The organism is Rhizobium sophoriradicis, from assembly GCF_025200795.1.
GTDB classification, from domain to species: Bacteria; Pseudomonadota; Alphaproteobacteria; order Rhizobiales; family Rhizobiaceae; genus Rhizobium; species Rhizobium sophoriradicis.
Window position 1 is genome coordinate 1,641,668 of record NZ_CP104152.1, and the last position, 24,630, is coordinate 1,666,297.

Consider the following 24,630-nt stretch of genomic DNA (forward strand, 5'->3'; position numbering starts at 1 on the left):
TGAACGTGCCAACATTTTCGCCTAGTTTAGAGAAGGCGCTCCATCAGGCACTGACCTTTGCCAACGAGCGGCATCACGAATATGCGACGCTCGAGCATCTGCTGCTCGCCCTGATCGACGATGCCGATGCGGCCGCGGTCATGGGTGCCTGCAATGTCGATCTCGACGCGTTGCGCAAGACGCTCGTCGAATATGTCGATAATGAACTTTCCAATCTGATCACCGGATATGACGAGGATTCGAAGCCGACCTCCGGCTTCCAGCGCGTCATCCAGCGCGCCGTCATCCATGTGCAGTCTTCCGGGCGCGAGGAAGTCACCGGCGCCAACGTGCTCGTCGCGATTTTCGCCGAGCGCGAAAGCCATGCCGCCTATTTCCTGCAGGAGCAGGAAATGACCCGTTACGACGCCGTCAACTACATCTCTCACGGCATTGGCAAGCGGCCGGGCGCCTCCGAGGCCCGCCCTCCGCGCGGCGCCGAAGAGGAAGCCGAGAGCAAGCCGACGGCACGCGGCGGCGAGGAAGAGGGCGGCCCCAAGAAGCAGCAGGATGCGCTGAAAGCCTATTGCGTCAACCTCAACGAGAAGGCCAAGGGCGGCAAGATCGATCCGCTGATCGGCCGTCACGCCGAGGTGAGCCGTACCATCCAGATCCTGTGCCGCCGTTCGAAGAACAATCCGCTCTATGTCGGTGATCCCGGCGTCGGCAAGACGGCGATCGCCGAGGGCCTCGCCAAGCGCATCGTCGAGGGCAAGGTTCCCGAGGCGCTTGCCGATGCGACGATCTTCTCGCTCGACATGGGCACGCTGCTTGCCGGCACGCGCTACCGCGGCGATTTCGAGGAGCGCCTGAAGCAGGTCGTCAAGGAGCTGGAGGAATATCCGGGTGCGGTGCTGTTCATCGACGAGATCCATACGGTGATCGGCGCCGGCGCCACCTCGGGCGGGGCGATGGATGCATCGAACCTGCTGAAGCCGGCACTGTCATCCGGCGCGATTCGCTGCATCGGGTCGACCACCTACAAGGAATATCGCCAGTTCTTCGAGAAGGACCGGGCGCTGGTGCGTCGTTTCCAGAAGATCGACGTCAGCGAGCCGTCGATCAACGATGCGATCGAGATCATGAAGGGCCTGAAGCCCTATTTCGAAGAGTATCACCACCTGCGTTATTCGAACGACGCCATCAAATCGGCCGTCGAACTCTCGGCCCGCTACATCTCCGACCGCAAGCTGCCGGACAAGGCGATCGACGTGATCGACGAAACCGGTGCGGCCCAGATGCTGCTGCCGCCGTCGAAGCGCCGCAAGCTGATCACCGAAAAGGAAATCGAGGCAACGATCGCTACGATGGCGCGCATTCCGCCGAAGACCGTCTCCAAGGATGACGAAGCGGTGCTCGCCAATCTCGAGCAGGAACTGCGCTCGGTCGTCTACGGCCAGGATATCGCCATCGAAGCCCTTTCGACCTCGATCAAGCTGGCGCGTGCCGGCCTTCGCGAGCCGAACAAGCCGATCGGCTCCTATGTTTTCTCCGGTCCGACCGGCGTCGGCAAGACCGAGGTCGCAAAGCAGCTGGCGTCGTCGCTCGGCGTCGAGCTTCTGCGCTTCGACATGTCGGAATATATGGAGCGGCATACGGTCTCGCGTCTGCTCGGTGCACCCCCCGGCTATGTCGGTTTCGATCAGGGCGGTCTTCTCACAGATGGCGTCGACCAGCATCCGCATTGCGTGGTCCTGCTCGACGAAATCGAAAAGGCGCATCCTGACATCTACAACATCCTGCTGCAGGTCATGGACCATGGCACGCTGACCGACCATAACGGCAAGAAGATCGACTTCCGCAACGTCATCCTGATCATGACGACCAATGCGGGCGCGTCCGAAATGGCCAAGGCTGCGATCGGCTTCGGCTCGTCCAAGCGCACCGGCGAGGACGAGGAGGCGCTGACCCGTCTGTTCACGCCGGAGTTCCGCAACCGTCTCGACGCGATCATTCCCTTCGCGGCGCTGCCGACGGCTGTCATTCACAAGGTCGTACAGAAGTTCATCATGCAGCTGGAGGCCCAGCTTTCCGAACGGAACGTCACCTTCGACCTGCATGAGGACGCGATCGCCTGGCTGGCGGAAAAGGGTTACGACGAGAAGATGGGCGCCCGCCCGCTTGCCCGCGTCATCCAGGACACCATCAAGAAGCCGCTTGCCAACGAAATCCTCTTCGGCAAGCTGAAGAAGGGCGGCGTCGTCAACGTCACCGTCGGTCCCAAGGAAGACGGCAAGCCGGGCATCGTGCTGGAAGCCATACCGGATACGGCGCCGATCAAGCCGAAGCCGGAAGCCGAAGTCGTGCATCCCGAAGCCGATGACGAGGGCGACGGCGAGCTGAAGACGAAGACGGCCCGCAAGACCCGCGCCAAGACGGTCCCGCAGGCAGAGCCTGAAGTCCGCGACGCCCCGAAGAAGGGAAGCACGGTCCCCAAGGTTCCCCGCAAGAAGTGAGATCTTGCCACTGAATTGGAAAAGGCCGCGTCATCCGCGGCCTTTTTGATTTTCCGCTTTGTGTTGCTAGCTAAGGGCGCACTGTAAAATCGCGTACGAAATCTGCGAAAAAGGCTGAGGCATGAACGGATCGCTTATGCACGGCGATCGTCTGGGGGATTTCGGAGAATGTTCCTTCCACGAGCCGGAAGCCTGAAATTCTTTCCGAAGTTTGGATGAGATACTCGGTCAGTCCAGCAGCCGCAGCGCACTGCGATTCGACAAGCAGATTGATGGCCGTTGCAGGGCTATCGGTGTAGGAGACTGAAGCTCTTTGAAGGATTCGTTCGAGCTGCTTCGTATAGGCTGCACTCCTTGCAGAGGCGATCTGGACTCCTTCGACGTCAATATCTTGGACACGCCGGAATGACGAACTGTCAGGCACGAGATAGGTCGCTTTGACGGAGATGTATGGAGGTGAGAAGGAGAAGCGGTCGGCTCTTGATGGATCCGAGGCAATGAAAGCGATGTCCCATTCGTCGCCGTCGGCATTGGCAAGTATGTCGGCAGCCGAGCCGTACTGGATTAGAGAGAGGCCGCAATCCAATTGTTCGGCAATCTCGTGGGCTATCTGGGCGCTCGGACCGACCAGGGCGCCCGCCTCATCGTCCCATCGGACCAACGCCGCATTTGACATATTGATGGCGGCCCTGATAGCGCCGGTCGGCGCTATCTCAGCCAAAATCTGCTTCCGCGTCGACATCTTCGCACTCCCTAAGATGCGAACCTGGCCGCGAGCGCTTCGGATCCTCTTGCGAGTAGGGCGACATCTACACCGACTGCGGTAAACAGCGTCCCCAGCGAAATGCAGCGGGCTGCGAACTTCTCGTCGGGGGTGAGTATGCCCGTCGGCTTTCCAAGCGCCTTCAAGCGCTTTATCGCGTCCTCGATCGCCACAGTCACTTCCGGGTGGCCCGGTTGACCAGGATGGCCAAAGCTCGCCGCGAGATCAGCCGGGCCGATGAAGATGCCGTCCACTCCTTCGACAGCGGCGATGGACTCGAGATGATCGAGCGCTTCCCGGGTCTCGATTTGAAGAAGCAAGCATATCTCCTGCTCCGCGACCTGTGCGTAGTTCAAAACGCGCCCGAAGCGCGTGGCACGCGTCAAGGCGGAGACACCGCGAATCCCGCGCGGCGGATACCGAATGGCTGCTACGGCGGCCATCGCCTCCTCTTCATTCTGCACATACGGAACGAGCAGCGTCTGCACGCCAATGTCCAGGAACCGTTTGATCAGCACAGGGTCATTGAAGGCAGGGCGTACGACGGGAGAAACGCTGTAGGGCGCGACCGCCTGCAATTGGGGCAGGACGGTGAGGACGTCGCTGGGAGAGTGCTCGGTGTCGAACAGCAACCAGTCGAAGCCTGCCGGCGCCACGATTTCCGCTGCGTAGCTTCCCGGAAGGCCGCACCATAGACCGATCTGGCTTTGCCCAGCCATAAGATTCCGCTTAAAGTGATTGACGGGGAGTTCCATCGCCGCCTCACACGAACGAAACGCCGATGGAGCCGACCGGCCCGTAATCAGCCTGGATGACATCGCCCTTGGCGATATCCACGGGGCGGGTGAACGAACCGGCAAGAACGATCTGGCCCTTCTTCAAGCCACCTCCGACAGCATGGAGCTTGTTCACGAGCCATGCGATTCCGGCGGCTGGATGCCCCATGATGGCTGCGGAAACGCCAGACTCCTCGATGATGCCATTTTTCGAAAGCGTCGCGCCGACCCAGCGGATATCGATATCCATCGGCCGGACGATACGACCACCCACGACGATCGCTCCGAAAGCCGCGTTGTCGGCGATCGTGTCGGTGATCGCTCTTGGCACTTCGGTTCGATAGTCGATGATTTCGAGAGCTGGAACGACAAATTCGGTCGCCCTCATCACGTCATAGATACGGGTGCTTGGACCTTCAAGATCCTCGCCCATTACGAATGCGAGTTCGACTTCGAGACGAGGTTTGATGAACAGATCCGCTTTGATCTGCGCTCCATCATTGAAGAGAGCGTCGTCGAGAATGACGCCGTAATCGGGCTCCGTCATCTTCGAGGCCATCTGCATTGCCCGCGACGTCAGTCCGATCTTGTGGCCGACGATCCGTGCACCTTTCGCAACCCGCGCCTGCGCCCAGAGCGCTTGTATATTGTAGGCGTCTTCGAGTTCCAGGTTCGGGTATGTCTTGCTTGGCTGGATGATTGGCTTGCGTTCGACTTCGGCCCTCAGCAGCGCGTCGGCTGCCTCCTGGCGTTCCTTTTCCGTGATCATGATTTGGCTCTGCTGGTTTCGTTATTTGATCGGAGGGCGCGGCAGGGCGGCCTCGCCCCGCTCCATGACATAGGTGTAATCGAGCGAGAACCACGGGCCTGCGACGTCTGAGTAGGACGGGTGCGGCTCTTCATGCCGGACAAAGTCGCCCGTCAGCGCCGCGGTCACGCCAAACTGCACGTCGGAGTCGATATTTGGATCGCTCGGGTCGAAGACCTGGGAGATGAGTGTCTTGTACCCGTGCTTGAAAATGAGTGCATGGAGGTGGGCGGGGCGATAGGGGTGACGGCCTTGCGCCTTGAGAAGGCGGCCCACGACCCCGTCGACGGGGATAGGATAACCAACCATCTTGACCGTTCTGAACCAGAAGCGGCCTTCTTCGTTCGTGGTGAGCTTGCCACGGAGATTCATTTCTGCCTGATCGGGATCCTGGTTTTCGTAAAGACCGACAGGCGACGCATGCCACACGTCGACCTCGGCGCCTGCTATAGGCTTGCCGTCCCGATCAATCACCTTCGCGTGGACGAACAAAGGCGTGCCTGGAGTCTCGGACCGGATGATGGTTCCGCCGTTCTCGACCCGCGGGGAGTTAAGCCGCCAGAATGGTCCGAGCAACGATTGCGACGTCTCCGTCTGCCCCTTGTCACCGTTATTGAGCAGGCAGACGAGCGAAGAGACGCCGAGCGATCCTGCCATCAGCACGAACTCGTTGTGGCTATTAGTCTGCAATTGGCCAATTTCGTTGAGGACCGCTGTGGCCTCGCGGAATTCAGCTTCCGAAAGCCTGACCTCCCGTACGAACGCGTGGAGATGCTTCACCATTGCGACGAGTATTTCGCGCAGTCTCGGATCCTCGGTGCGGTTCATCACGGCGAGGACGGCAGGCGTCAACTCGCTCTCGGTTCTGATTGGCATGCTGCCACCTCCTCATGGCGCTCCAGTATTGAAATAATCGATTATTTGTCAAGCTGAGTAAGTGCGTCTTAACCGCCAAGTTTGTCTGGCTGACCGGTAAAGCAGAATTAACTTATTGATTATGAATAATATTTCTACTAATCGTGAACCGATTTGTGGGAGTCGGGGAGCTTTTCTTAGGGGAAAGTTGACATAAATAATCGTTTATTATATCGATCATCGAAAGTTTTGATTGTCTGGGAGGAGAGATGGACTCGAGCGACGACGGCGCCCGTGGCGCACTGACAGAAGAAGACGCGCCGTCCGCTGCTTTTGCCGATGATGGAAAAAACACCATCGGCAGCCAGCTGGCTTCGCGTCTTCGAGAGGCCATCATTTCTGGGGAACTGGAGGCGGGCAGCAAGATCAATCTCGACAGGGCGCGAAAGACGTTCAACGTCAGCCTGAGCCCGTTGCGCGAAGGCCTGGCCCGACTCATTTCCGACGGCTTGGTTGAGTTTCAGGACAATCGAGGCTATCGCGTCGCCCCGATCTCGCTTGCCAATCTCGAAGAAGTTACGACACTTCGGGAGGAGCTCGAGGTCTTCGCGCTACGCGAATCTATTCGCGTCGGCGACGTCGAGTGGGAGGGCAACATCATGCGTGCGCTCCATCGTTTGAACCGCTCTGAGCGCGATGCCGCCCGTCCCGAAACCCTGGAGCACTGGGAAGCGCTGCACCGCGAATTCCACCTCACCTTGATCTCGGGCTGTGGCAAGCCCCTGCTTCTTCACTTTTGCAATCTTCTGCTGAATCTGAACGACCGATACCGCCGCGCCTTCCTTGTCCGCACATCCGGGGACCGCAATGTAGGTCAGGAACACAGCGAGATTGCGCAGGGCGCCGTGGCGCGCGACGTTGAATATGCTTGCGAGAAGCTGCGACAGCACATCCACCGCACCGGAACCAATCTTCGCAACCATCTTGCGACGAAAGGCGTCGCATGATGGCCGCCTCAAGACCAAGAGCGACGCTCCCGATCGGCGTCGCGCACTTCTCGTCTATAATGCTGCCCCCTGCGGAGTTCGCAAAGATAGCCGGACGCGCAGGTTTCTCCAGGATCGGCCTCAGGCTCCACCCAGCCTTTCCCGGTGCGCCGTACTATGAACTGCCTGTCGGTAGCGCAGCAGCCGGAGAGTTGAAGGCTGTGCTTGCCGGTGAAGAAGTAGAGGTCTTCGACATCGAGTTCTTCGTCATCGATCCCTCTTTCGACGCGTCGTCAGTGGAGTCGACCCTCGCCGCTGCTGCCAACATTGGAGCGCGTCGGCTCAGCGTCTGTGGTGACGATCAGGATCATGCCAGACTGTTATCGAACTTTTCGGATTTCTGCGTTCTCGCGGGACGGTACGGCTTGGCGGTCGACATCGAAAACATGGGCTGGCGGGTGGTCAAAGCCTTTGAAGACAGCATTGATCTCGTGAGAGGGGCGGGGATCGAGAATGCCGGCGTTCTCGTCGATGGCATCCATTTTTTCAGGAACGGCGCGGCTCTGGCAGAGTTGCGGGCCAACCTCGACAAAGTGAAACATGTTCAAATATGCGACGTAGCCGGCCCGGCGCCGACAAAGCCGGAGGAAATGATCGCGGAAGCACGAAGCGGCCGACTGCCTCCAGGCGAGGGGGAGCTGCCGCTGAGGGATTTGGTTGCTGTGGTCGGCACCGCCGCTTCCATCTCGGTGGAGGTGCCTCTGGTCGGATCCATGGCGCCGGAGGTCCACCTTAAACATCTTTTCAACTGCGCGGAAAGAATGGTCAGACCGGATCGATAGTCCGGCGCGGGTGCAAATTTTCCGCACGGGGAGGAGGAAATCATACATGGGTTATACGTTCGATTTTGGTGCGGTCTTTGACCGCGCCCCGGAGTTGCTTTGGGGTTCGCTCGGTACGATGGGGCTGGCGCTGGCCGGAATGCTCCTCGCGCTCCTAATCGGCGTTCTCGGCGTTGCCGCCAGAACGTCCAAGATTCCGCTCGTTCGAGCTCTCGTCATCGGGTTCGTTGAAGTCGTCCGGAACACGCCTTTCCTCGTGCAGATTTTCTTCATCTACTTCGCGCTTCCCTTGATGGGGATACGCCTAAACCCGACCGTCACCGCGATCATCGCGCTGGGCATCAACGGCGGTGCATACGCGATCGAGATCATCAGGGGCGGCGTCGAGAGCATCAGCAAAGGTCAGATCGAGGCAGGCTTCGCGCTTGGCCTCCATAAGGGCGACGTCTTCCGGTTGATCGTGCTGAAGCCGGCTCTGCGGGCAATCTACCCGTCGCTCACAAGTCAGTTCGTGATGCTGACCCTCACGACCTCCGTCTGCACCTCGATCGCAGCCTACGAGCTGACATCGGCGGCGCAGAGAATCGAATCCGATACGTTCCGCAGCTTCGAGGTCTACTTCACCGTAACAGCCATCTACCTCGTCATTTCGACCCTGATGATGGGTATGTTCGCCCTCATTTCCCGCCACCAGTTCAATTACCCGACGCGATAGGAGGCACTTATGAGTCCCATCGGCGAAAACGAATTTCTCTTCATCTTGCAGGGCCTCAAATGGACCGTACTGCTAGCGATCATCGGCTTTGTAGGTGGAGGCGTGTTCGGGATATTGATCGCCCTGGCGCGCACATCGAGAAATCGGACCGCGCGCATCGCGACTTCGGGCTACATCGCACTCTTCCAGGGCACGCCGCTCCTGATGCAACTTTTCGTCGTGTACTACGGCGTGGCGCTGCTCGGCATTGATGTCAATGCCTGGCTCGCGGTGGCTATTGCCTTCACTCTTCATGCGAGTGCCTTCCTCGGCGAGATCTGGCGCGGCTCCATCGAAGCCGTTCCGAAAGGTCAGAGCGAAGCCGCAAACGCGCTCGGCCTCCACTACGTATCGCGGATGAGGGACGTCATCCTTCCGCAAGCCCTGAAAATCTCCATGCCTGCGACCATCGGCTTCCTTGTCCAGCTCATCAAAGGAACCTCGCTTGCGGCGATCGTCGGCTTCATCGAGCTGACCCGAGCTGGACAGATTATCTCGAACCAGACCTACCGGCCGCTCCTCGTCTTCGGGGTCGTCGGCGTGATCTATTTCATCATTTGCTGGCCGCTGTCGCACCTTGGAAGCGGCCTCGAAAAACGGATGGCGAAAGCAGTCCGCTAACCGCTTCGTTCGAAGCAAAACCAAAGAGGAGGAATAAGCAATGCAGATCAACCGTAGGAAATTTCTGGGGATCGCTTTTGCGACGGCCGCTTTCGCCAACATCGGCGCTGCCGCCGCATCGGCCGCCACGGTCGAAGAGATCAAAGCCAAAGGCACTCTCGTCGTCGGCATCCAAGGCGACAACGCACCATGGGGCTTTGTGAATACGAGCGGCAAGCAGGACGGCTTCGACGCAGATATCGCAACGCTGTTCGCCAAGGAACTCGGCGTGAAGGTCGAGTTCCAGCCGCTCGCCGTCGCCAACCGAATTCCGGCGCTGACGACGGGGAAGGTGGATATCCTGTTCGCCACAATGGCCATGACCGAGGAGCGCGCCAAATCGATCCAGTACAGCAAGCCGTATGCGGCGAACACAATCTCGCTCTATGCCGCGAAGGCCAATGCCGCAAAGGCGCCGGCCGATGTAGCTGGCTGGGAGATCGGTGTGCCGAAGTCGAGCTCGCAGGATAAGGCTGTGACGGACGCCGTAGGATCGACTGCAACGATCCGCCGCTTCGACGATGACGCCGCCACTATCCAGGCTCTCATCTCGGGACAGGTAAAGGCTGTCGGCGGCAACCAGTTCTACGGACAGAGGCTCGATACGGCCAGCGCCGGGACTTACGAGCGTAAGATCGACTTCCTGAAGACCTATAACGGCGTCGGAACTCGCCTTGGCGAGAGGGACTGGAACGAAGCCGCCAACAGCTTCATCGACAAGATCAAGGCAAGCGGGGAGCTGGCGGCCATCACCAAGAAGTGGATGGGCATCGACCTTCCGACATTCCCCGAATCCATCCCCAACATCCCGTTCACTGTCAAGTAAAGCATAGATGGAGGGCGCCGTGCTCAATTCTTCAAACGATCAGTCGACGTTGATTTCACTCGAGAAGCTGGAGAAATGGTACGGCTCCTTCCATGCTCTGAAAAACGTCAGCCTGTCGGTTCGCAAAGGCGAGAAGATCGTCCTTTGCGGCCCATCGGGTTCTGGCAAATCTACTTTGATCCGCTGCATCAACGCGCTTGAAACGGTCCAGGACGGGAAGATCGTCGTCGAGGGACAGCTGCTGGATGGCAGCACCAAGGCTGTCGACACGATCCGACGCGAAGTGGGCATGGTGTTCCAGAGTTTCAATTTGTTCCCTCACATGACCGTACTTCAGAACTGCACGCTAGCGCCCATGCGCGTTCGCGGCACCAGCCGCGCCGACGCCGAACGACTGGCACGAAAATATCTGGAGCGTGTCAGGATTCTTGATCAGGCGGCAAAATATCCCGCCCAGCTTTCCGGAGGCCAGCAGCAGCGCGTCGCGATCGCGCGTGCGCTCTGCATGGAGCCGAAAGTGATGCTGTTCGATGAGCCCACGAGCGCGCTTGACCCTGAGATGGTCAAGGAAGTGCTGGATACGATGATCGGGCTCGCACGCGACGGCATGACCATGATCTGTGTGACCCATGAAATGGGCTTCGCCCGCCAGGTCGCAGATAGGGTCATCTTCATGGCCTCCGGTGAGATCATCGAAGAGGCTCAACCGGAGATTTTCTTCAAGTCTCCTCGGCACGAGCGCACCAAGGCGTTTCTCGGCGAAATACTTGCCCACCACTGATCCGGTAGAGCTATCAAAATGGACAACAGGAAATTTCATGTCGGGCTGATCGGAGCGGACATTCAGATGTCGAAGTCGCCCGCTCTCCATGAGACCGAAGCATGTCAGCTTGGACTGGAATATCGGTACGAGCTTCTCGATCTGGCCGAGCGTGGTCTCCCTGCATCTGCGCTGCCAGACCTTCTCGACGAGATCGAACGCCGGGGCTTTGCGGGAAGCAACATCACTCACCCGTGCAAGCAGACCGTCATCGCTCACCTTACCGATCTGTCGGAAGATGCCCGGATGCTCGGTGCAGTCAACACGGTCGTGCTTCGCAATGGAAAGCGGATTGGGCACAACACCGATTGGTATGGCTTCTATAAGAATTTCGAGCTTGGATTGCCCGATGTTGCCAAAACGCATGCGGTTCTGCTTGGCGCAGGGGGCGCGGGGGTCGCAGTCGCGCACGCAGCCATCAAGCTGGGAATCGAGCTGCTTTCGATCTTCGATCAGGACGCAAATCGCGCCGCCACGCTTGCCGATCAGCTCAATCAGCGCTTCTCAAAAAGGTGCGCGCAGGCGATCAGGGATGTCAGGGCCACGCTCGCTTCGGCCGACGGGCTGATCCACGCCACGCCGACGGGTATGCGAAGCCATCCTGGCATTCCGATCGACCCGGAAGCGCTTCAGTCGCGTCACTGGGTGGCCGATATTGTCTACATGCCCGTCGTGACCGAACTTCTGGCTTTGGCCGAGAAGAAGGGCTGCAGAACGCTGCCCGGTGGTGGAATGACGGTATTTCAGGCCGCCGCGGCGTTCGAATTGTTCACCAGCGTGCAGCCGGACGCGGAACGAATGTCGCGTCATTTTGAAGAGTTGTGCTGAGCTGGAGGACATGCGATGCCGCATATCATCATTGATTATAGCCGGGGCGCTGCCGAGCGCGTCGTTATCGACGAGCTGACCAGAGCAGTGCATCGCCGAGTCCGCGACGGGGGACTGGTAAAGCCTACTATAGTTCGTACATTCGCCAGGGAAGCGACTTTCTCCTGCGTCGGTGACGAACATGCCGACAATCACTTCATTCAAATAATTGTGCGTGTGGCTCCCGGACTGCCGGCGGAGACCAAGCGAGAACTGCTGAAAGCGGTTCTCGACGCCGCTCAGAATGTCGCAGCACCCGCACTGCAGGAAGGGCGGCTTGGGCTTCGCGCCGATCTCTACGAATCCGATCCGAATTTCGCATTCCAGGAAGTAGCACTCGCCTGAACTCGTCGGTGCTTTCACAAGGGTAATTGCAATGAGCCTGATCTATGTTTTGAACGGCCCAAACCTCAACCTACTGGGCAAGCGCCAGCCCCACATCTACGGCCACGAGACACTGGCCGACGTCGAGGCGTCCTGTCGGAGGCTGGCATCGGAACTCGGACACGAGCTCCGCTTCCACCAGAGCAACCGCGAATACGAAATCATCGACTGGATCCATGAAGCGCGTGAGAATGGAGCCGGGATCGTGATCAACCCAGCTGCATTCACGCACACGTCGCTTGCCATCCTCGACGCTCTGAATACGTTCGAAGGTCCCGTCATCGAGATCCATATCTCCAACGTGCATAAGCGCGAAAGCTTCCGCCATCACTCCTTTGTCTCCCATCGGGCAGACGGCGTAATCGCCGGCCTTGGGACGGAAGGCTACCAGCTCGGTATCCGCCGCGTCGCGACAATGCTGAAGACCCCGAAGAACGACTAGCGCAAAATGGTCGACCGGTTCAAACGAGCGGTCGGCCGGTCTTCCTAAACCTCATCCACGACATCGACGATCTTCGCTACCTGTTGGGGGATATCGCGGCCGTCCAGGCGCGGCTCCAACGCAATGCGCGGAAACACCGTCGAGGAGACAGCCGGGATCCTCATCGCTTAAGCGCGTTGCGCTGCCCTGAAGCACGTCACGTGATACCTATGCCAGAGCTGCCCTGATTTTCTCGGCGTTGGCGGCAAGCACCGCGCCGTCCTCCATCTTGCCGGAATGCGGCTTGAGCGCCACGCCTTCATGGCGGGGAATGACGTGGAAATGCAGATGAAACACCGTCTGCCCGGCGGCCGGTTCGTTGAATTGGGCGATAAACACACCATCGGCATCGAAGACCTCTTCGAGCGCCTTGGCGACCTTCTGGACGACGGTGATGGCATGGGCGAGGGTGGCGGGATCGGCATCGAGGATATTGCGGGAAGGCGCCTTCGGGACGACGAGCACATGGCCCGGCGCCTGCGGCATCACATCCATGAAGGCGACCGCATGCTGATCCTCATAGATACGGTGCGAGGGAATTTCGCCGCGCAGGATCTTGGCGAAGATGTTGTTGTCGTCATAGGCGGCCGGCTTGGTCATCGCGAAATCTCCTCTTTTCTGGTTGGGGTAACGCGGCCGGCAGGGCAACGTCAATCCTCCTGCTGGCGCTCGCCCTTGCGGAAGGGGCTGTGCTCGGCCAGCAGCTCGCCCATCTGTTCGACATCGGCGCGCTCGCGGGCGAGATAATCGCCGATCGCCCGACGAAGGCCGGCATGGGCGACATAATGGGCCGAATGCGTCGTCACCGGCAGGTAGCCGCGGGCGAGCTTGTGTTCGCCCTGGGCGCCGGCCTCGACCCGCTTCAACCCTTTCGTAAGGGCAAAATCGATCGCCTGGTGATAGCAGACCTCGAAATGCAGGAAGGGATGGTCCTCGATGCAGCCCCAGTGACGGCCGTAGAGCGTATCGCCGCCGATGAAGTTGATCGCGCCGGCGATATAGCGCCCGTCGCGCTTGGCCATGACGAGCAGGATGTCGTCGGCCATGCGCTCGCCGATCAGTGAGTAAAATTTGCGGGTGAGATAGGGCCGGCCCCATTTGCGCCCACCCGTATCCATGTAGAATTTGAAAAACTGGTCCCAGATGCGTTCGGTCAGGTCGCGGCCGGTCAGCCAGTCGATGCTGATGCCGTTCTCCAGCGCGACACGGCGCTCCTTGCGCAACGCTTTGCGTTTGCGCGAAGCGAGCGTTTCGAGGAATTCCTCGTGATTGGCATAGCCGTCATTGATAAAATGGAACTGCTGGTCGGTGCGGTGCAGATAGCCGTCCATCTCGAAGACGCCGATCTCTTCATCAGGCACGAAGGTGACATGGGCCGAGGAGATGCCGAGCCGGCGCACGACCTCCTTCAGGCTTTCGGCGATCGCACTCTGGATCGGCAGCCGTTGCAGCCCCTCGGTGACGAGAAGCCGCGGGCCCGTCGCAGGAGTGAATGGGATAGAGCATTGAAGTTTGGGATAATAGCGCCCGCCGGCCCGCTCGAAAGCATCGGCCCAGCCATGGTCGAAGACATATTCGCCCTGGCTGTGATTCTTGAGGTAGGCGGGCAGGGCGCCGATCAGTTCGCCGCGATCGGTCTCGAGCAGCAGGTGATGGCCGAGCCAGCCGGTCTCGGCAGTGGCCGAACCCGATTCTTCCAGCGACGACAAAAAGGCGTGCGAGACGAAGGGATTGTAAGCGATCGTGGTGGCGCTCTTCGATGCCCCGGAAAGCCTGGACCAGCTCTCCGGGGAAATCGCGGTGAAGGAGCGTTCTACGCGAATGGATAATTCATCGGTCATGGAGCAGATGCGAAGCCTGTGGGAAGATGGTCTCGGCTTTGCTTCAGTCTGCGCATGATCTTGGCCAAAAAGCGAGCCTCAAACCGCCGCACGCGGATCGAACCCTTCGAAGGTCATTTGGTCTGCGTTGGCGAAGGTCCGCTGGCGCGCCTCTTCGTCGCGGACCGTCCAGGTGATGACGGGAATGCCCTTTTCGCGTTCGCCTGATATGAAGGCATTCGGCAGGTCGTCGTAATAGTAGGAGATGAAATCGAGACCGATCTCCATCGCCTGGGCGTGGGTTGCGAACTCCTCCCGTGTGTTGCCGATGGCGGTCAGCCCGAGCGGGTAAGGGGGGCCAAGCGCCTTCAGATCGCGCAGCAGCCAATGGTCGAAGCTCATCAGCGCCACCTTGCCTTCATAGCCTTCCAGCACTTCGAGAACAGATTCGGCAAACCCTTCGTCATCGGCCTCGCGGCCCTTCAGCTCCAGTACCAGCGGCACCTTGCCCTGGACGAGATCGAGAAGCTGGCTGAGCGTCGGCACCTTGTCGCTGGTGCCGCCGACGGCGATCAGTCCAAGCTCCCGGGAGGTGCGCTCGCGAACGTCGCCGGTGAGACTGCACAGTCGCTGCAGGTCCTCGTCATGAAAAATGACCGGCACGCCGTCGGAGGCGTAATGCAGATCACATTCGATCGCAAAGCCCGCTTCGACGGCGCGCGAAAAAGCCGAAAGCGTATTTTCCCAGACGAGCTTATTGAGGTCGTGAAAGCCGCGATGGGCGACCGGCACGTCCTTGATCCAGTCTGCATTGGTCATTCTGTGATTTCCATGATAGCGTCGATCTCGACGGCGGCGTTCAGCGGCAGGGCTGCCATGCCGACGGCGGCACGCGCATGTTTGCCGGCCTCGCCGAGCACGCCGGCAATCAGGTTCGAAGCGCCGTTGATGACGAGATGCTGCTCGACGAAGTCGGGCGCCGAGGCGACGAAGCCGTTCAGCTTGATCACCCGGCGGATGCGGCCGAGATCGCCGCCAAGTGCGGCCTTGGCCTGAGCGAGGATGTTGATGGCGCAGAGTTCGGCGCCGCGTTGACCGCTTGCAACATCAACCGTCTTGCCGAGATGGCCGGCGACGGCGACCTTGCCGCCTTCGAGCGGCAGCTGGCCGGAGATGTAGAGAAGATTGCCGCTGATGACATAGGGAACGTAATTTGCGGCTGGGGCTGCGGCTTCGGGCAGGGTTATCCCCATCTCAGTCAGGCGCGCAGCAATTTCATCGGACATTTTCGTCTCCGCTTTTGTTGTCAATGTTTCAAAAATTATGCATCAAGACTAGAATCTTTATTATGACAGCTTCGAGCCTCGATTTGGCCGAAAGAGTTCATATAACATTGCGGCCGAGTCCAACAGGAGTGAATGAATGTTCCGATCGTCGCTTGCCGCTCTGCTTCTTGCCAGCGTATCCGCCAATGCATGGGCGGGCGCGCCTGCGGCAAGCGCTGCGGCCGCGACCGGCCTCATCGCCCATCGCGCCGTCTACGATCTGGAATTGAAGGACGCTTCGGACCGCTCCGGCATCGCCGGCATGTACGGCCGCATGGTCTACGAGTTCGACGGCAGCTATTGCCAGGGCTTCACCACCAATTTCCGCTTCGTGACGCAAATCGACACCGGCGACAGCGTGCGCGTCAGCGACCAGCAGACGACGACCTTCGAGAACCTGAAGGACGGCAAGTTCACCTTCGACACCAAATCCTTCACCGACGACCAGCTCGACAAGGAGGTCAACGGCGCCGCTCAGGACCAGCCTGATGGCGTCAAGGTCGATCTCAAGCAGCCGGCGAGCCGCGAGTTGCAACTGGCCGAAAGCCGCTTTCCCACCGAACACATGCTTGATGTGATCCAGAACGCCAAGGACGGCAAGCGCTTCTTCGAGGCGCGCGTTTTCGACGGTTCCGATGACGGCGACAAGGCGCTGGTGACGACGACGATCGTCGGCAAGCAGCAGACGCCGGTTGCCGAGGAGGCCGATGCCGGCAATGCCGGCGCCTTCTCGAAGACCGCGTTCTGGCCGGTGACGATCGCCTATTTCAACGAGAATGCGAAATCGGATGCGCTGCCGGTCTATCGCATGTCCTTCAAGCTTTATGAGAACGGCATCACCCGCGACCTGACGATGGATTACGGCGATTTCGTCCTGACCGGCAAGCTGGCCAAGCTGGAACTGCTTGAGCGCAAGGCCGAGGCTTGTCAGTAAACTGCGGCTTGTCCACTGTCATAAATCTGCAGCATAAAGTTCATTATTGTGTCGGGACCAGCGATGATTGAGTCGCCTTCTATCGTCCTGCTCACCGGGTCGATGCGATCCCAGCGGCCAGTCCATCGCGATGAGGCCTGTTTGTTGCGAAGATGGGCCTCCAGACGATTCCTGCCGCAAGCCTGGAAAGCCCTGCCTCATGGCCGATACCGATCTCGCGACTGTTCAAAACGCCGCCCTGCCGGTCGTCGCCGCCGATCCAGCGGAAATTGCCCGCATTTCCGATACGATCAACATCACCGACCGCGCCGGCATCTCGGTCTATGGCGACCGAGCCCAGCAGGCGGTCAGCGACTATGCCGACAGGATCCTGCGCGAGGTCCGCAACAAGGATCTCGGCGAGATCGGCCGACTCTTGAGCGATATCATCCTCAAGTCGAAAGGCCTCGATCCGGCGTCGCTGAAGGACAAGGGTTTCCTCAGCCGCATATTTCTTTCCGCCAAGGCCCGGCTCGAACGGTTCAAGGCGGAGTTCGAGGACGTGGCCGGCCAGGTCGACCGGATCGGCCTGGAGCTCGACCGTCACAAGGATACGCTGCGGCGCGACATCGCGCTGCTCGACGACCTGCATGAGGAAACCCGGCAGTCGATCATGCGGCTCGAAGCCTATGTGCAGGCCGGCAAGACTTTCGCCGAGCGTTTTCGCAGCACCGAGCTGCCGAGGTTGAAAGCGCAGGCCGAAGCGGCCGCAACCGGCCCCGGCGGCGGCATGCTGGAGGCGCAGACCTATCAGGACAGTCTGCAGGCGCTCGACCGGCTGGAAAAGCGGGTGTTCTACCTGCAGCAGGCGCGCCAGCTCGGCATTCAGCAACTGCCGCAAATTCGCATCGTCCAAGCGGGTGACGAGACGCTGATCGAGAACCTGCAGGCGACTTCGGCGCTGACGGTGCCGGCCTGGAAGCAGAAGATGGTGATCCTGCTCGGCCTGACGCGGCAGAAATCGGCGCTCGAGCTGCAGAAGGCGGTGACCGACGCCACCAACGACATGATCCGCCAGGCATCCGAGATGATGAAGGACCAGGCGATATCAATCGAGCAGCAGTCGCAGCGCGGCATCGTCGATATCGACACGCTCGCCAAGGCGAACAAGGATCTGATCGATACGATATCAGGCGTGCTTCGGGTTCAGGAGGAGGGGCGTCGGAAGCGGGCGCTCGCCGAACAGCAGATGGAGCAGATGACGAGCGAGCTTAAGAAGGCGATGACTCAGGCGTGATCGACAGGATGACGATGCGAGCGCTGCTTTCAGGCCTGGCACTTCTTGCCGCTCTCCCCCTTGCCGGCTGCAATCCCTTCGGCCAGGGGCCGGAGTTCTCGATCGTGTCGGGATCGGAGAATACCGTCCTGCAGCCAATCGTCGAGGAATTCTGCAAGCAGAAGAATGCCACCTGCACCTTCAAATACGAAGGCACGCTCGATATCGGCCTAGCGCTGCAGAGCGACCAGGGTGTCGCCCAGGATGCGGTCTGGCCGGCCTCGAGCGTCTGGGTGGACATGTTCGACACCAAACGCCGCGTCAAGAGCCTGACCTCGATCGCCCAGACGCCGGTGGTCTTGGGCGTGCGCCGGTCGAAGGCCGAGCAGCTCGGCTGGATCGGCAGGGATGTCTTCATGAAGGACATTCTTGCTGCCGTCGAAAGCGGATCGCTGAAATTCCTGATGACTTCGGCGACGCAATCCAATTCCGGCGCCAGCGCCTATCTCTCCATGCTGTCGAGCGCGCTCGGCAATAAGCCTGTGATCGAACCCGGTGATCTCGACGACAGAGCAGTCCAGGAGAGCGTCCGGTCGCTGCTGTCGGGTGTCGTGCGCTCGTCCGGCTCTTCCGGTTGGCTTGCCGATCTCTATGTCGATTCTGCCGGCAAGGGCACGCTCTACGACGCGATGTGGAATTACGAGGCGGTGCTGAAGGAAACCAACGACAAGCTTGCCGCCCTGTCGCAGGAGCCGCTTTACGCGATCTATCCGGCCGATGGCGTGGCTATGGCGGATTCGCCGATCGGCTTCGTCGATCATGGCCGCGGGCCCGAAGTCCAGACCTTCTTCAACGATCTGCTCGCCTATCTCCGCTCAGGCCCCGTGCAACAGCGCATTGCTGATACCGGCCGGCGCATCCCGTTAACCGACGTCGCCGCGAAGCCGGAACCAAACTCGAATTTCGATCCGAGCCGGCTGGTGACGGCGATCCGTATGCCGGAGCCGGGCGTCATCCGCCAGGCGCTCAACCTTTATCAGGCGGCGTTGCGCAAGCCGTCCCTGACCGCGCTCTGCCTCGACTTTTCCGGCTCGATGCAGGGCGACGGCGAGGACCAGCTGCAGAAGGCTATGCGATTCCTGCTGACACCGGACGAAGCGAGCAAAGTGCTGGTGCAATGGTCGCCGGCCGACCAGATCATCGTCATCCCTTTCGACGGCCGCGTGCGCAACACCTTCATGGCAAGTGGAAATCCGCTGGAGCAGGAAGGACTGCTGAACGAGATTTCCCGGCAGAAGGCCAACGGCGGCACCAACATGTATGCCTGCGCCGAACGGGCGCTGCAGCAGATCGCCAGAACCGACCGGCTCTCGACGTATCTGCCGGCCATCGTCATCATGACCGACGGCAGGTCCGATGATCAAAGCCGGGCCTTCATGAGCGAGTGGAACGCGATCGAGCCGCGTGTACCGATCTTCGGCATCACATTCGGCGACGCCGACAAGACCCAGCTTGACAGTCTTGCCAAGCAGACCTCGGCGCGTGTGTTCGACGGTGGTTCGGATCTCGCCACCGCCTTCCGCACCGCGCGCGGTTATAATTAGGACAGGCATGCGTAACTGGCTCGGCAATGACGGCAACTGGATCGTGGCGGGACTGGCGGCGGCCATCACCGTGCCGCTGTTGAGTTTTGCCGCCGGCATGCCCTTCTGGATTGCCGCCATCATCGCCCTTCTGGTCTTTGTCGGGCTCGTGTTTCTGCTGGCGCCGCGTCGGCTGTTCGAAGGTCTCGATTTCAAGCGCATCGGCAGCGGGCGCGTCGCTTTTGCCCGCGACCTCTTGGAGGCGGCCGTTCCCTTTGCTGAAAGGCTGGAGACTGCCGCCGATGCGATCGGCGACAAGCCGGCTGCAGCCGCCGTCCGGCACCTTGCCGAAATCGCCGCCGATGTCTTTCGCAAGGTCGAGGCCAAGCCCGAAAGCGCCAACGCCGTTCGCCGGTTTCTCTCCTATTATCTGCCGCGCGCCGCCGAGGTGGCGGAGGGGTTTGCCGTGATCGAAGCCAAGCGCGTTCCCGACCCGAAGCAGTTGGGGGAGGTGCGCGGCGTTCTGGTGAAGCTCGAAGAGGCTTTCGTTCATTATGCCGATAGTCTCGTCGACGAGGAACTCGGCACGCTCGACACCGACCTGCGCCTCATCCAGGCATCGCACAAAGAGGATATCGGACGCTGATGGCCCTTTCTCGTCGCGCCTTTGGAGTGGGATTGCTCGGAGCCGGTGTCGTCGGCACCGGCGGTTATTTCGCCGTTCGGGACCGGCCGGAATTGCAGGGCTTGCTGGGCAGCCGCACGACGCTGTTTGGCTTCGTCGGCGGTGAGAAGGAGGCCTTCCTCGCCGACCCCGAAGTTGTCAGGGCGCTCGGTTCATACGGATTGACGATGGACAGCCGCGTCGCCGGCTCCGTCGAGATGGTGCGCGAACAGGCGCTGCTGTCGCAGCATCCGCAATATTTATGGCCGTCCTCTTCGATCATGGTCGATATCGCCCGGCAGAGCGGCATCGGTATCCGCAACGACCCCGTCGTGCTGAATACGCCGATCGTCGTCTATTCCTGGCAGCCGGTGGTCGATGGGTTGATGAAGGCGGGTTTGGTGACGGTGACCAGCGAAGGTCATCATCAGCTCGATCTGAAGGCCCTGCTCGATGCGATCCTCGCTGGCGCCGACTGGTCGAAGCTCGGCGTCAATTCGCTCTATGGCCGCGCTCGCATCGTCTCGACCGATCCCAACCGCTCCAACTCCGGCTTCATGTTCGCGGGGCTGGTGCTGAGCCTTTTCAGTGGCAATGTCGCGACGGCAAGCGATCTTGCGACGTTCGGCGGCAAGGCGCAGGCGATCTTCCGCAATATGGGTTTCAAATCGCCGTCGTCAGGCAAGCTTTTCGACCAGTATCTGGCCGGCGGCCTTGGCGGCGAGCCGATGATCGTCGGCTATGAGAACCAGCTGGTCGAATGGATCCTCGCCGACCCCACGCGCTGGGATCGCATCAAGACGAGCGCGGGCGCGAAGCCGGTGGTGCTCTATCCCAGACCGACCGTCTATTCCGCGCATCCGCTGATCGTCGTCGACGAAAACGCCAACCGACTGATCGAGGCGCTGGTGAGCCCGCGGCTACAGGAACTTGCCTGGACGAGACACGGCTTCCGCGGTCCCTTGGGCACTGCGACCGGCAATGCCGACAGTGCGATCGGCAGCCTGTTGCCGGCCGAGGTCGACGCTATTCTGCCGATGCCGGACGCAGGCGTGATGCTGTCGCTGCTGTCGACGCTGGTGAGCTGAGCGGCGGCATTTGCAGGGCAGGGCAGCGTCGGGATGCGCGGCGGAGTCCGTGTTTCTGTGCCGAATGGAATGTTTTCCTTGCTTTTATGCCAAACGGGATGTATGGGCACCGGCATTCCACACGTAAGGCATGGGATCGTCCGGGAGAAATCCGGGCTGTTCCGCCCGGTGGCATCCTCGAAGAGGATGCTGTTTGCCTTGCGGAGGTTCAACCGGAAAAGGACAAAAAGGCATGGCATTGCCCGATTTCTCTATGCGCCAGCTTCTTGAGGCAGGCGTCCACTTCGGCCACCAGACGCACCGCTGGAACCCGAAGATGAAGCCGTATATCTTCGGCGATCGCAATAACATTCACATCATCGACCTGGCACAGACCGTTCCGATGCTGTCGCGCGCCCTGCAGGTTGTCAGCGACACCGTTGCTCGCGGCGGCCGCGTTCTCTTCGTCGGCACCAAGCGCCAGGCGTCCGAGATCATCGCCGACAGCGCCAAGCGCTCGGCCCAGTACTACGTCAACTCGCGCTGGCTCGGCGGCATGATGACGAACTGGAAGACGATCTCCAACTCGATCCAGCGCCTGCGCAAGCTCGATGAAATCCTCGGCGGCGAAGCCCAGGGCTTCACCAAGAAGGAACGTCTGAACCTCGAGCGCGAGCGTGAAAAGCTCGACAAGGCTCTCGGCGGTATCCGCGATATGGGCGGGACTCCCGACCTGATGTTCATCATCGACACCAACAAGGAAAAGATCGCGATCGACGAAGCCAAGCGCCTCGGCATCCCGGTTGTCGCCATCATCGACTCGAACTGCGATCCCGACCTGATCGACTATCCGATCCCGGGCAACGACGACGCATCGCGCGCAATCGCTCTTTACTGCGAGCTGATCTCCCGCGCTGCCATCGACGGTATCGCTCGCCAGCAGAGCTCTTCCGGCCGCGATCTCGGCGCATCCTCCGAAGTTCCGGTCGAGCCGGCTCTCGAAGAAGCAGCCGAAGGCTGATGAAAGCGGGCGGATCGGAAACTCCGCCAAAGCTTGCATAGACTGGGAAGGCCGCTCGCGACTCATCGAAGTTCGGCGGCCTTACCTGTTTCAGGGCGGAGGCGTCAGCCGTTCGCCAGATAAGTTTTCGTTATGACGCGTCTTCATCACGCTGTCATACATACAGGTACATTTCGTGCCTCAATCCGGTGTCGCGCCGCGCTTTGCGGTCCACCGTTTGAACCGACAAGAGGAAGATAATGAGCGAGATTACGGCTGCAATGGTGAAGGAACTGCGCGAAAAGACCGGCGCAGGCATGATGGACTGCAAGAAGGCGCTTGCCGAAACCAATGGCGACATGGAAGCGGCGATCGACTGGCTGCGCGCCAAGGGCATCGCCAAGGCCGACAAGAAGTCCGGCCGTACCGCTGCCGAAGGTCTCATCGGCGTTTCGAGCGAGGGCACCAAGGCCGTCGTCGTCGAAGTCAACTCCGAAACCGACTTCGTCGCACGTAACGACGCCTTCCAGGATCTCGTCCGCGGCATCGCCAAGGTCGCCGTCTCCACGAACGGCAGCGTCGAGGACGTTGCGGCCGCGACCTACCCGGCATCCGGCAAGTCGGTTTCCGACACGATCAAGGATGCGATCGCAACGATCGGCGAGAACATGAACCTGCGCCGCTCGGTCGCTCTCTCCGTCGAGGACGGCGTTGTTGCCACCTATATCCACAATGCCGTTTCCGACGGCCTCGGCAAGCTCGGCGTCCTCGTCGCGCTGAAGTCGACCGGCGACAAGGAAGCCCTGAACGCAATCGGCCGCCAGGTCGCCATGCATATTGCCGCGACCGCGCCGCTGGCGATCCGCCCCGAAGAAGTCGATGCCGCCGTCGCCGAGCGCGAGCGCAACGTCTTCATCGAGCAGTCGCGCGCCTCCGGCAAGCCGGACAATATCATCGAGAAGATGGTGGAAGGCCGCATGCGCAAGTTCTTCGAAGAAGTCGCCCTTCTCTCGCAGGCTTTCGTCATCAATCCTGATCTGACCGTCGCAGCCGCCGTCAAGGAAGCTGAAAAGGCCGTCGGCGCTCCGATCGAAGTTGCCGGCATGGCCCGTCTTCTGCTCGGCGAAGGCGTCGAGAAGGAAGAAACCGATTTCGCAGCCGAAGTCGCGGCTGCCGTCAAGGGTTGATCTTCCAGCCATAATTGGGAAAACAAGAAGGGCATCGCGTGACAACGCGGTGCCCTTCGTGTATCGGGCATTCACGGCAATTTACGAGGAGCCAAGATGTCTTTAGACCCTGTCTATAAACGCGTTCTGCTCAAGGCTTCCGGCGAAGCGCTCATGGGTGCTCAGGGTTTCGGGATCGATGTCGCGGTGGCGGACCGCATTGCATCCGATATCGCCGAGGCAAGGCATATGGGCGTGGAAGTCGGCGTCGTCGTCGGTGGCGGCAATATCTTCCGCGGTGTCGCGGTGGCATCCAAGGGCGGCGACCGGGTGACCGGCGACCATATGGGCATGCTCGGCACCATCATCAACGCGCTGGCGCTGGCGACCTCGCTGCGCAAGCTCAACATCGACACGGTGGTACTTTCGGCCATCTCTATGCCGGAGATCTGCGAGAGCTTTTCGCAGCGCGCGACCCTCTATCATCTGTCGATGGGACGCGTGGTGATCTTTGCCGGCGGCACCGGCAACCCCTTCTTCACCACCGATTCCGCCGCCGCGCTGCGCGCTGCCGAAATGGGTGCGCAAGCGATTTTCAAAGGCACGCAGGTCGACGGCATCTATACCGCCGATCCGAAGAAATATCCCGACGCGACGCGGCTTGATCGTCTGACGCACCAGGAAGTGCTGGACAGGGGGCTTGCGGTGATGGACGTTGCCGCCGTGGCGCTCGCCAGGGAGAATTCCATTCCGATCATCGTCTTCTCGATTCACGAGAAGGGCGGTTTTGCCCAAATCTTGACGGGCGGTGGCCTCAAGACCATCGTCTCCGACAATTGACAATAGTTAGAGCATGATGGTGTCCGAAACCGCTGACGCTTTTTCGGCATCGTGCTTGAGACGGGAGCATCGACATGAGTGAAGGTATCGATATCAAGGAACTGAAGCGTCGCATGGATGGCGCAGTTTCCGCATTCAAGAGCGACATCGCATCGCTGCGCACCGGCCGTGCCTCGGCCAACATTCTCGATCCGGTGACGATTGAGGCCTATGGTTCGCGCGTGCCGTTGAACCAGGTGGCCAACATCACCGTGCCCGAGCCGCGCATGCTGACTGTTTCCGTCTGGGACAAGTCGATGGTCAGCGCCGTCGAGCGCGGGATCCGCGAATCCAACCTCGGCCTCAACCCGATCGTCGACGGCCAGAGCCTGCGCATCCCGCTGCCGGAGTTGAACGAGGAGCGTCGCAAATCGCTCGTCAAGGTCGCTCACGACTATGCCGAAAAGAGCAAGGTCGCGATTCGCCATGTCCGCCGCGACGGCATGGACGGTCTCAAGAAGGCCGAAAAGGATGGCGTGATCGGCCAGGACGAGAGCCGTGCACAGTCGGAACGCGTACAGAAGATGACGGACGAGACGATTTCCGAAATCGACCGCTTGCTTGGCGAGAAGGAAAAGGAAATCATGCAGGTCTAGTGGATCTGTGCCTTTGCCTGGAAA

General features: G+C 60.3%; 27 protein-coding genes and 1 pseudogene. 20 read left to right on the plus strand and 8 right to left on the minus strand.

The window, feature by feature from the left end:
• Positions 1 to 5 precede the first annotated feature (5 nt).
• Positions 6 to 2,495, plus strand: a complete 2,490-nt coding sequence (clpA, locus tag N2597_RS08340; protein ID WP_038688631.1) for an ATP-dependent Clp protease ATP-binding subunit ClpA — start codon at positions 6 to 8, stop codon at positions 2,493 to 2,495.
• A gap of 70 nt (positions 2,496 to 2,565) precedes the next feature.
• Here the strand turns inward: clpA and N2597_RS08345 are convergent, their stop codons facing one another.
• The 4 genes from N2597_RS08345 to N2597_RS08360 are packed head-to-tail and all read right to left on the minus strand — an operon-like array spanning position 2,566 to position 5,718.
• On the minus strand, positions 2,566 to 3,237 hold the full coding sequence (locus N2597_RS08345) for a transporter substrate-binding domain-containing protein (RefSeq protein WP_038688634.1): 672 nt from the start codon (positions 3,235 to 3,237) through the stop codon (positions 2,566 to 2,568).
• 11 nt (positions 3,238 to 3,248) lie between these two features.
• Entirely contained in the window at positions 3,249 to 4,013 is a 765-nt protein-coding gene (hpaI, locus tag N2597_RS08350; protein ID WP_183596423.1) for a 4-hydroxy-2-oxoheptanedioate aldolase, read from the minus strand.
• A 7-nt stretch (positions 4,014 to 4,020) separates the two neighbouring features.
• Positions 4,021 to 4,803 carry a 2-oxo-hept-4-ene-1,7-dioate hydratase gene (hpaH, locus tag N2597_RS08355; protein WP_009983483.1) on the minus strand — a complete coding sequence of 261 codons (783 nt, stop codon included), beginning with the start codon at positions 4,801 to 4,803 and terminating at the stop codon, positions 4,021 to 4,023.
• Positions 4,804 to 4,824: 21 nt separating this feature from the next.
• Complete coding sequence (locus N2597_RS08360) at positions 4,825 to 5,718, minus strand: intradiol ring-cleavage dioxygenase (protein ID WP_039619514.1); 894 nt, start codon at positions 5,716 to 5,718, stop codon at positions 4,825 to 4,827.
• Positions 5,719 to 5,966: 248 nt separating this feature from the next.
• Between N2597_RS08360 and N2597_RS08365 the strand changes: the two genes are divergently transcribed.
• From N2597_RS08365 to N2597_RS08410, 10 genes and pseudogenes are all read left to right on the plus strand, one after another.
• Positions 5,967 to 6,704 carry a GntR family transcriptional regulator gene (locus tag N2597_RS08365; RefSeq protein WP_183596421.1) on the plus strand — a complete coding sequence of 246 codons (738 nt, stop codon included), beginning with the start codon at positions 5,967 to 5,969 and terminating at the stop codon, positions 6,702 to 6,704.
• The gene (locus N2597_RS08370; RefSeq protein WP_183596710.1) at positions 6,704 to 7,525 is read left to right on the plus strand and encodes a sugar phosphate isomerase/epimerase family protein; all 822 of its coding nucleotides are present in this window, start codon (positions 6,704 to 6,706) and stop codon (positions 7,523 to 7,525) included. Before N2597_RS08365 ends, N2597_RS08370 begins: the two co-directional genes overlap by 1 nt.
• A gap of 46 nt (positions 7,526 to 7,571) precedes the next feature.
• Complete coding sequence (locus tag N2597_RS08375; protein WP_039619521.1) at positions 7,572 to 8,240, plus strand: amino acid ABC transporter permease; 669 nt, start codon at positions 7,572 to 7,574, stop codon at positions 8,238 to 8,240.
• Between the two features lie 9 nt (positions 8,241 to 8,249).
• Positions 8,250 to 8,900, plus strand: coding sequence for an amino acid ABC transporter permease (locus tag N2597_RS08380; RefSeq protein WP_039619523.1), 651 nt, complete (start codon positions 8,250 to 8,252; stop codon positions 8,898 to 8,900).
• Positions 8,901 to 8,940: 40 nt separating this feature from the next.
• Positions 8,941 to 9,765 (plus strand): transporter substrate-binding domain-containing protein, encoded by an 825-nt coding sequence (locus N2597_RS08385; RefSeq protein ID WP_183596419.1) that lies wholly within the window; start codon positions 8,941 to 8,943, stop codon positions 9,763 to 9,765.
• A gap of 19 nt (positions 9,766 to 9,784) precedes the next feature.
• Positions 9,785 to 10,546, plus strand: a complete 762-nt coding sequence (locus N2597_RS08390) for an amino acid ABC transporter ATP-binding protein (protein ID WP_039623222.1) — start codon at positions 9,785 to 9,787, stop codon at positions 10,544 to 10,546.
• An 18-nt stretch (positions 10,547 to 10,564) separates the two neighbouring features.
• Positions 10,565 to 11,413, plus strand: coding sequence for a shikimate dehydrogenase (locus N2597_RS08395; RefSeq protein WP_010057705.1), 849 nt, complete (start codon positions 10,565 to 10,567; stop codon positions 11,411 to 11,413).
• A 15-nt stretch (positions 11,414 to 11,428) separates the two neighbouring features.
• Complete coding sequence (locus N2597_RS08400; protein ID WP_183596417.1) at positions 11,429 to 11,797, plus strand: 5-carboxymethyl-2-hydroxymuconate Delta-isomerase; 369 nt, start codon at positions 11,429 to 11,431, stop codon at positions 11,795 to 11,797.
• A gap of 31 nt (positions 11,798 to 11,828) precedes the next feature.
• Complete coding sequence (gene aroQ / locus N2597_RS08405) at positions 11,829 to 12,278, plus strand: type II 3-dehydroquinate dehydratase (protein WP_038688656.1); 450 nt, start codon at positions 11,829 to 11,831, stop codon at positions 12,276 to 12,278.
• Between the two features lie 35 nt (positions 12,279 to 12,313).
• Positions 12,314 to 12,443, plus strand: a pseudogene (locus N2597_RS08410) (gfo/Idh/MocA family oxidoreductase); the annotation flags it as partial.
• Positions 12,444 to 12,485: 42 nt separating this feature from the next.
• Here N2597_RS08410 and N2597_RS08415 read toward each other — a convergent pair.
• From N2597_RS08415 to N2597_RS08430, 4 genes are all read right to left on the minus strand, one after another.
• Positions 12,486 to 12,917 (minus strand): HIT family protein, encoded by a 432-nt coding sequence (locus N2597_RS08415; RefSeq protein ID WP_009985296.1) that lies wholly within the window; start codon positions 12,915 to 12,917, stop codon positions 12,486 to 12,488.
• Positions 12,918 to 12,967: 50 nt separating this feature from the next.
• The gene (locus N2597_RS08420; protein WP_183596415.1) at positions 12,968 to 14,158 is read right to left on the minus strand and encodes a GNAT family N-acetyltransferase; all 1,191 of its coding nucleotides are present in this window, start codon (positions 14,156 to 14,158) and stop codon (positions 12,968 to 12,970) included.
• A 78-nt stretch (positions 14,159 to 14,236) separates the two neighbouring features.
• Positions 14,237 to 14,956: a glycerophosphodiester phosphodiesterase gene (locus tag N2597_RS08425; RefSeq protein ID WP_183596413.1), complete on the minus strand. Its 720-nt coding sequence runs from the start codon at positions 14,954 to 14,956 to the stop codon at positions 14,237 to 14,239.
• Positions 14,953 to 15,423 (minus strand): RidA family protein, encoded by a 471-nt coding sequence (locus N2597_RS08430; protein ID WP_009986485.1) that lies wholly within the window; start codon positions 15,421 to 15,423, stop codon positions 14,953 to 14,955. The genes N2597_RS08425 and N2597_RS08430 overlap by 4 nt, the downstream gene beginning before the upstream one ends.
• A gap of 136 nt (positions 15,424 to 15,559) precedes the next feature.
• Between N2597_RS08430 and N2597_RS08435 the strand changes: the two genes are divergently transcribed.
• The 9 genes from N2597_RS08435 to frr all read left to right on the plus strand — a co-directional run bounded on the left by N2597_RS08435 (position 15,560) and on the right by frr (position 24,606).
• Positions 15,560 to 16,396: a cell envelope integrity EipB family protein gene (locus N2597_RS08435; protein WP_038688665.1), complete on the plus strand. Its 837-nt coding sequence runs from the start codon at positions 15,560 to 15,562 to the stop codon at positions 16,394 to 16,396.
• 199 nt (positions 16,397 to 16,595) lie between these two features.
• Positions 16,596 to 17,672 carry a toxic anion resistance protein gene (locus N2597_RS08440; protein ID WP_183596411.1) on the plus strand — a complete coding sequence of 359 codons (1,077 nt, stop codon included), beginning with the start codon at positions 16,596 to 16,598 and terminating at the stop codon, positions 17,670 to 17,672.
• A 14-nt stretch (positions 17,673 to 17,686) separates the two neighbouring features.
• On the plus strand, positions 17,687 to 19,255 hold the full coding sequence (locus tag N2597_RS08445; RefSeq protein WP_183596707.1) for a substrate-binding domain-containing protein: 1,569 nt from the start codon (positions 17,687 to 17,689) through the stop codon (positions 19,253 to 19,255).
• A 7-nt stretch (positions 19,256 to 19,262) separates the two neighbouring features.
• Positions 19,263 to 19,880, plus strand: a complete 618-nt coding sequence (locus tag N2597_RS08450) for a 5-bromo-4-chloroindolyl phosphate hydrolysis family protein (protein ID WP_183596410.1) — start codon at positions 19,263 to 19,265, stop codon at positions 19,878 to 19,880.
• Positions 19,880 to 20,986 (plus strand): type 2 periplasmic-binding domain-containing protein, encoded by a 1,107-nt coding sequence (locus N2597_RS08455; RefSeq protein WP_183596408.1) that lies wholly within the window; start codon positions 19,880 to 19,882, stop codon positions 20,984 to 20,986. The genes N2597_RS08450 and N2597_RS08455 overlap by 1 nt, the downstream gene beginning before the upstream one ends.
• A 232-nt stretch (positions 20,987 to 21,218) precedes the next feature.
• Entirely contained in the window at positions 21,219 to 21,986 is a 768-nt protein-coding gene (gene rpsB, locus N2597_RS08460) for a 30S ribosomal protein S2 (RefSeq protein ID WP_008526906.1), read from the plus strand.
• A gap of 239 nt (positions 21,987 to 22,225) precedes the next feature.
• A complete protein-coding gene (gene tsf / locus N2597_RS08465) occupies positions 22,226 to 23,152 on the plus strand; it encodes a translation elongation factor Ts (RefSeq protein WP_183596406.1) in 927 nt (308 codons plus the stop codon).
• Positions 23,153 to 23,248: 96 nt separating this feature from the next.
• Positions 23,249 to 23,971 (plus strand): UMP kinase, encoded by a 723-nt coding sequence (gene pyrH / locus N2597_RS08470; protein WP_096771008.1) that lies wholly within the window; start codon positions 23,249 to 23,251, stop codon positions 23,969 to 23,971.
• A gap of 74 nt (positions 23,972 to 24,045) precedes the next feature.
• Positions 24,046 to 24,606 (plus strand): ribosome recycling factor, encoded by a 561-nt coding sequence (gene frr / locus N2597_RS08475; protein WP_004678618.1) that lies wholly within the window; start codon positions 24,046 to 24,048, stop codon positions 24,604 to 24,606.
• The last annotated feature ends 24 nt before the right edge of the window (positions 24,607 to 24,630 follow it).

What these genes read in the sequence shown, in the direction of transcription:
- N2597_RS08345 (WP_038688634.1), bottom strand. Translation starts at nt 3,237, where the DNA reads ATGTCGACGCGGAAGCAGATTTTGGCTGAGATAGCGCCGACCGGCGCT.
- N2597_RS08425 (WP_183596413.1), bottom strand. Translation starts at nt 14,956, where the DNA reads ATGACCAATGCAGACTGGATCAAGGACGTGCCGGTCGCCCATCGCGGC.
- N2597_RS08380 (WP_039619523.1), top strand. Translation starts at nt 8,250, where the DNA reads ATGAGTCCCATCGGCGAAAACGAATTTCTCTTCATCTTGCAGGGCCTC.
- N2597_RS08360 (WP_039619514.1), bottom strand. Translation starts at nt 5,718, where the DNA reads ATGCCAATCAGAACCGAGAGCGAGTTGACGCCTGCCGTCCTCGCCGTG.
- N2597_RS08445 (WP_183596707.1), top strand. Translation starts at nt 17,687, where the DNA reads ATGCGAGCGCTGCTTTCAGGCCTGGCACTTCTTGCCGCTCTCCCCCTT.
- N2597_RS08395 (WP_010057705.1), top strand. Translation starts at nt 10,565, where the DNA reads ATGGACAACAGGAAATTTCATGTCGGGCTGATCGGAGCGGACATTCAG.
- N2597_RS08365 (WP_183596421.1), top strand. Translation starts at nt 5,967, where the DNA reads ATGGACTCGAGCGACGACGGCGCCCGTGGCGCACTGACAGAAGAAGAC.
- N2597_RS08400 (WP_183596417.1), top strand. Translation starts at nt 11,429, where the DNA reads ATGCCGCATATCATCATTGATTATAGCCGGGGCGCTGCCGAGCGCGTC.
- tsf (WP_183596406.1), top strand. Translation starts at nt 22,226, where the DNA reads ATGAGCGAGATTACGGCTGCAATGGTGAAGGAACTGCGCGAAAAGACC.
- N2597_RS08440 (WP_183596411.1), top strand. Translation starts at nt 16,596, where the DNA reads ATGGCCGATACCGATCTCGCGACTGTTCAAAACGCCGCCCTGCCGGTC.
- N2597_RS08450 (WP_183596410.1), top strand. Translation starts at nt 19,263, where the DNA reads ATGCGTAACTGGCTCGGCAATGACGGCAACTGGATCGTGGCGGGACTG.
- N2597_RS08420 (WP_183596415.1), bottom strand. Translation starts at nt 14,158, where the DNA reads ATGACCGATGAATTATCCATTCGCGTAGAACGCTCCTTCACCGCGATT.
- N2597_RS08385 (WP_183596419.1), top strand. Translation starts at nt 8,941, where the DNA reads ATGCAGATCAACCGTAGGAAATTTCTGGGGATCGCTTTTGCGACGGCC.
- N2597_RS08375 (WP_039619521.1), top strand. Translation starts at nt 7,572, where the DNA reads ATGGGTTATACGTTCGATTTTGGTGCGGTCTTTGACCGCGCCCCGGAG.
- aroQ (WP_038688656.1), top strand. Translation starts at nt 11,829, where the DNA reads ATGAGCCTGATCTATGTTTTGAACGGCCCAAACCTCAACCTACTGGGC.
- frr (WP_004678618.1), top strand. Translation starts at nt 24,046, where the DNA reads ATGAGTGAAGGTATCGATATCAAGGAACTGAAGCGTCGCATGGATGGC.
- N2597_RS08415 (WP_009985296.1), bottom strand. Translation starts at nt 12,917, where the DNA reads ATGACCAAGCCGGCCGCCTATGACGACAACAACATCTTCGCCAAGATC.
- N2597_RS08430 (WP_009986485.1), bottom strand. Translation starts at nt 15,423, where the DNA reads ATGTCCGATGAAATTGCTGCGCGCCTGACTGAGATGGGGATAACCCTG.
- hpaH (WP_009983483.1), bottom strand. Translation starts at nt 4,803, where the DNA reads ATGATCACGGAAAAGGAACGCCAGGAGGCAGCCGACGCGCTGCTGAGG.
- hpaI (WP_183596423.1), bottom strand. Translation starts at nt 4,013, where the DNA reads ATGGAACTCCCCGTCAATCACTTTAAGCGGAATCTTATGGCTGGGCAA.
- N2597_RS08455 (WP_183596408.1), top strand. Translation starts at nt 19,880, where the DNA reads ATGGCCCTTTCTCGTCGCGCCTTTGGAGTGGGATTGCTCGGAGCCGGT.
- pyrH (WP_096771008.1), top strand. Translation starts at nt 23,249, where the DNA reads ATGTCTTTAGACCCTGTCTATAAACGCGTTCTGCTCAAGGCTTCCGGC.
- rpsB (WP_008526906.1), top strand. Translation starts at nt 21,219, where the DNA reads ATGGCATTGCCCGATTTCTCTATGCGCCAGCTTCTTGAGGCAGGCGTC.
- N2597_RS08435 (WP_038688665.1), top strand. Translation starts at nt 15,560, where the DNA reads ATGTTCCGATCGTCGCTTGCCGCTCTGCTTCTTGCCAGCGTATCCGCC.
- N2597_RS08370 (WP_183596710.1), top strand. Translation starts at nt 6,704, where the DNA reads ATGGCCGCCTCAAGACCAAGAGCGACGCTCCCGATCGGCGTCGCGCAC.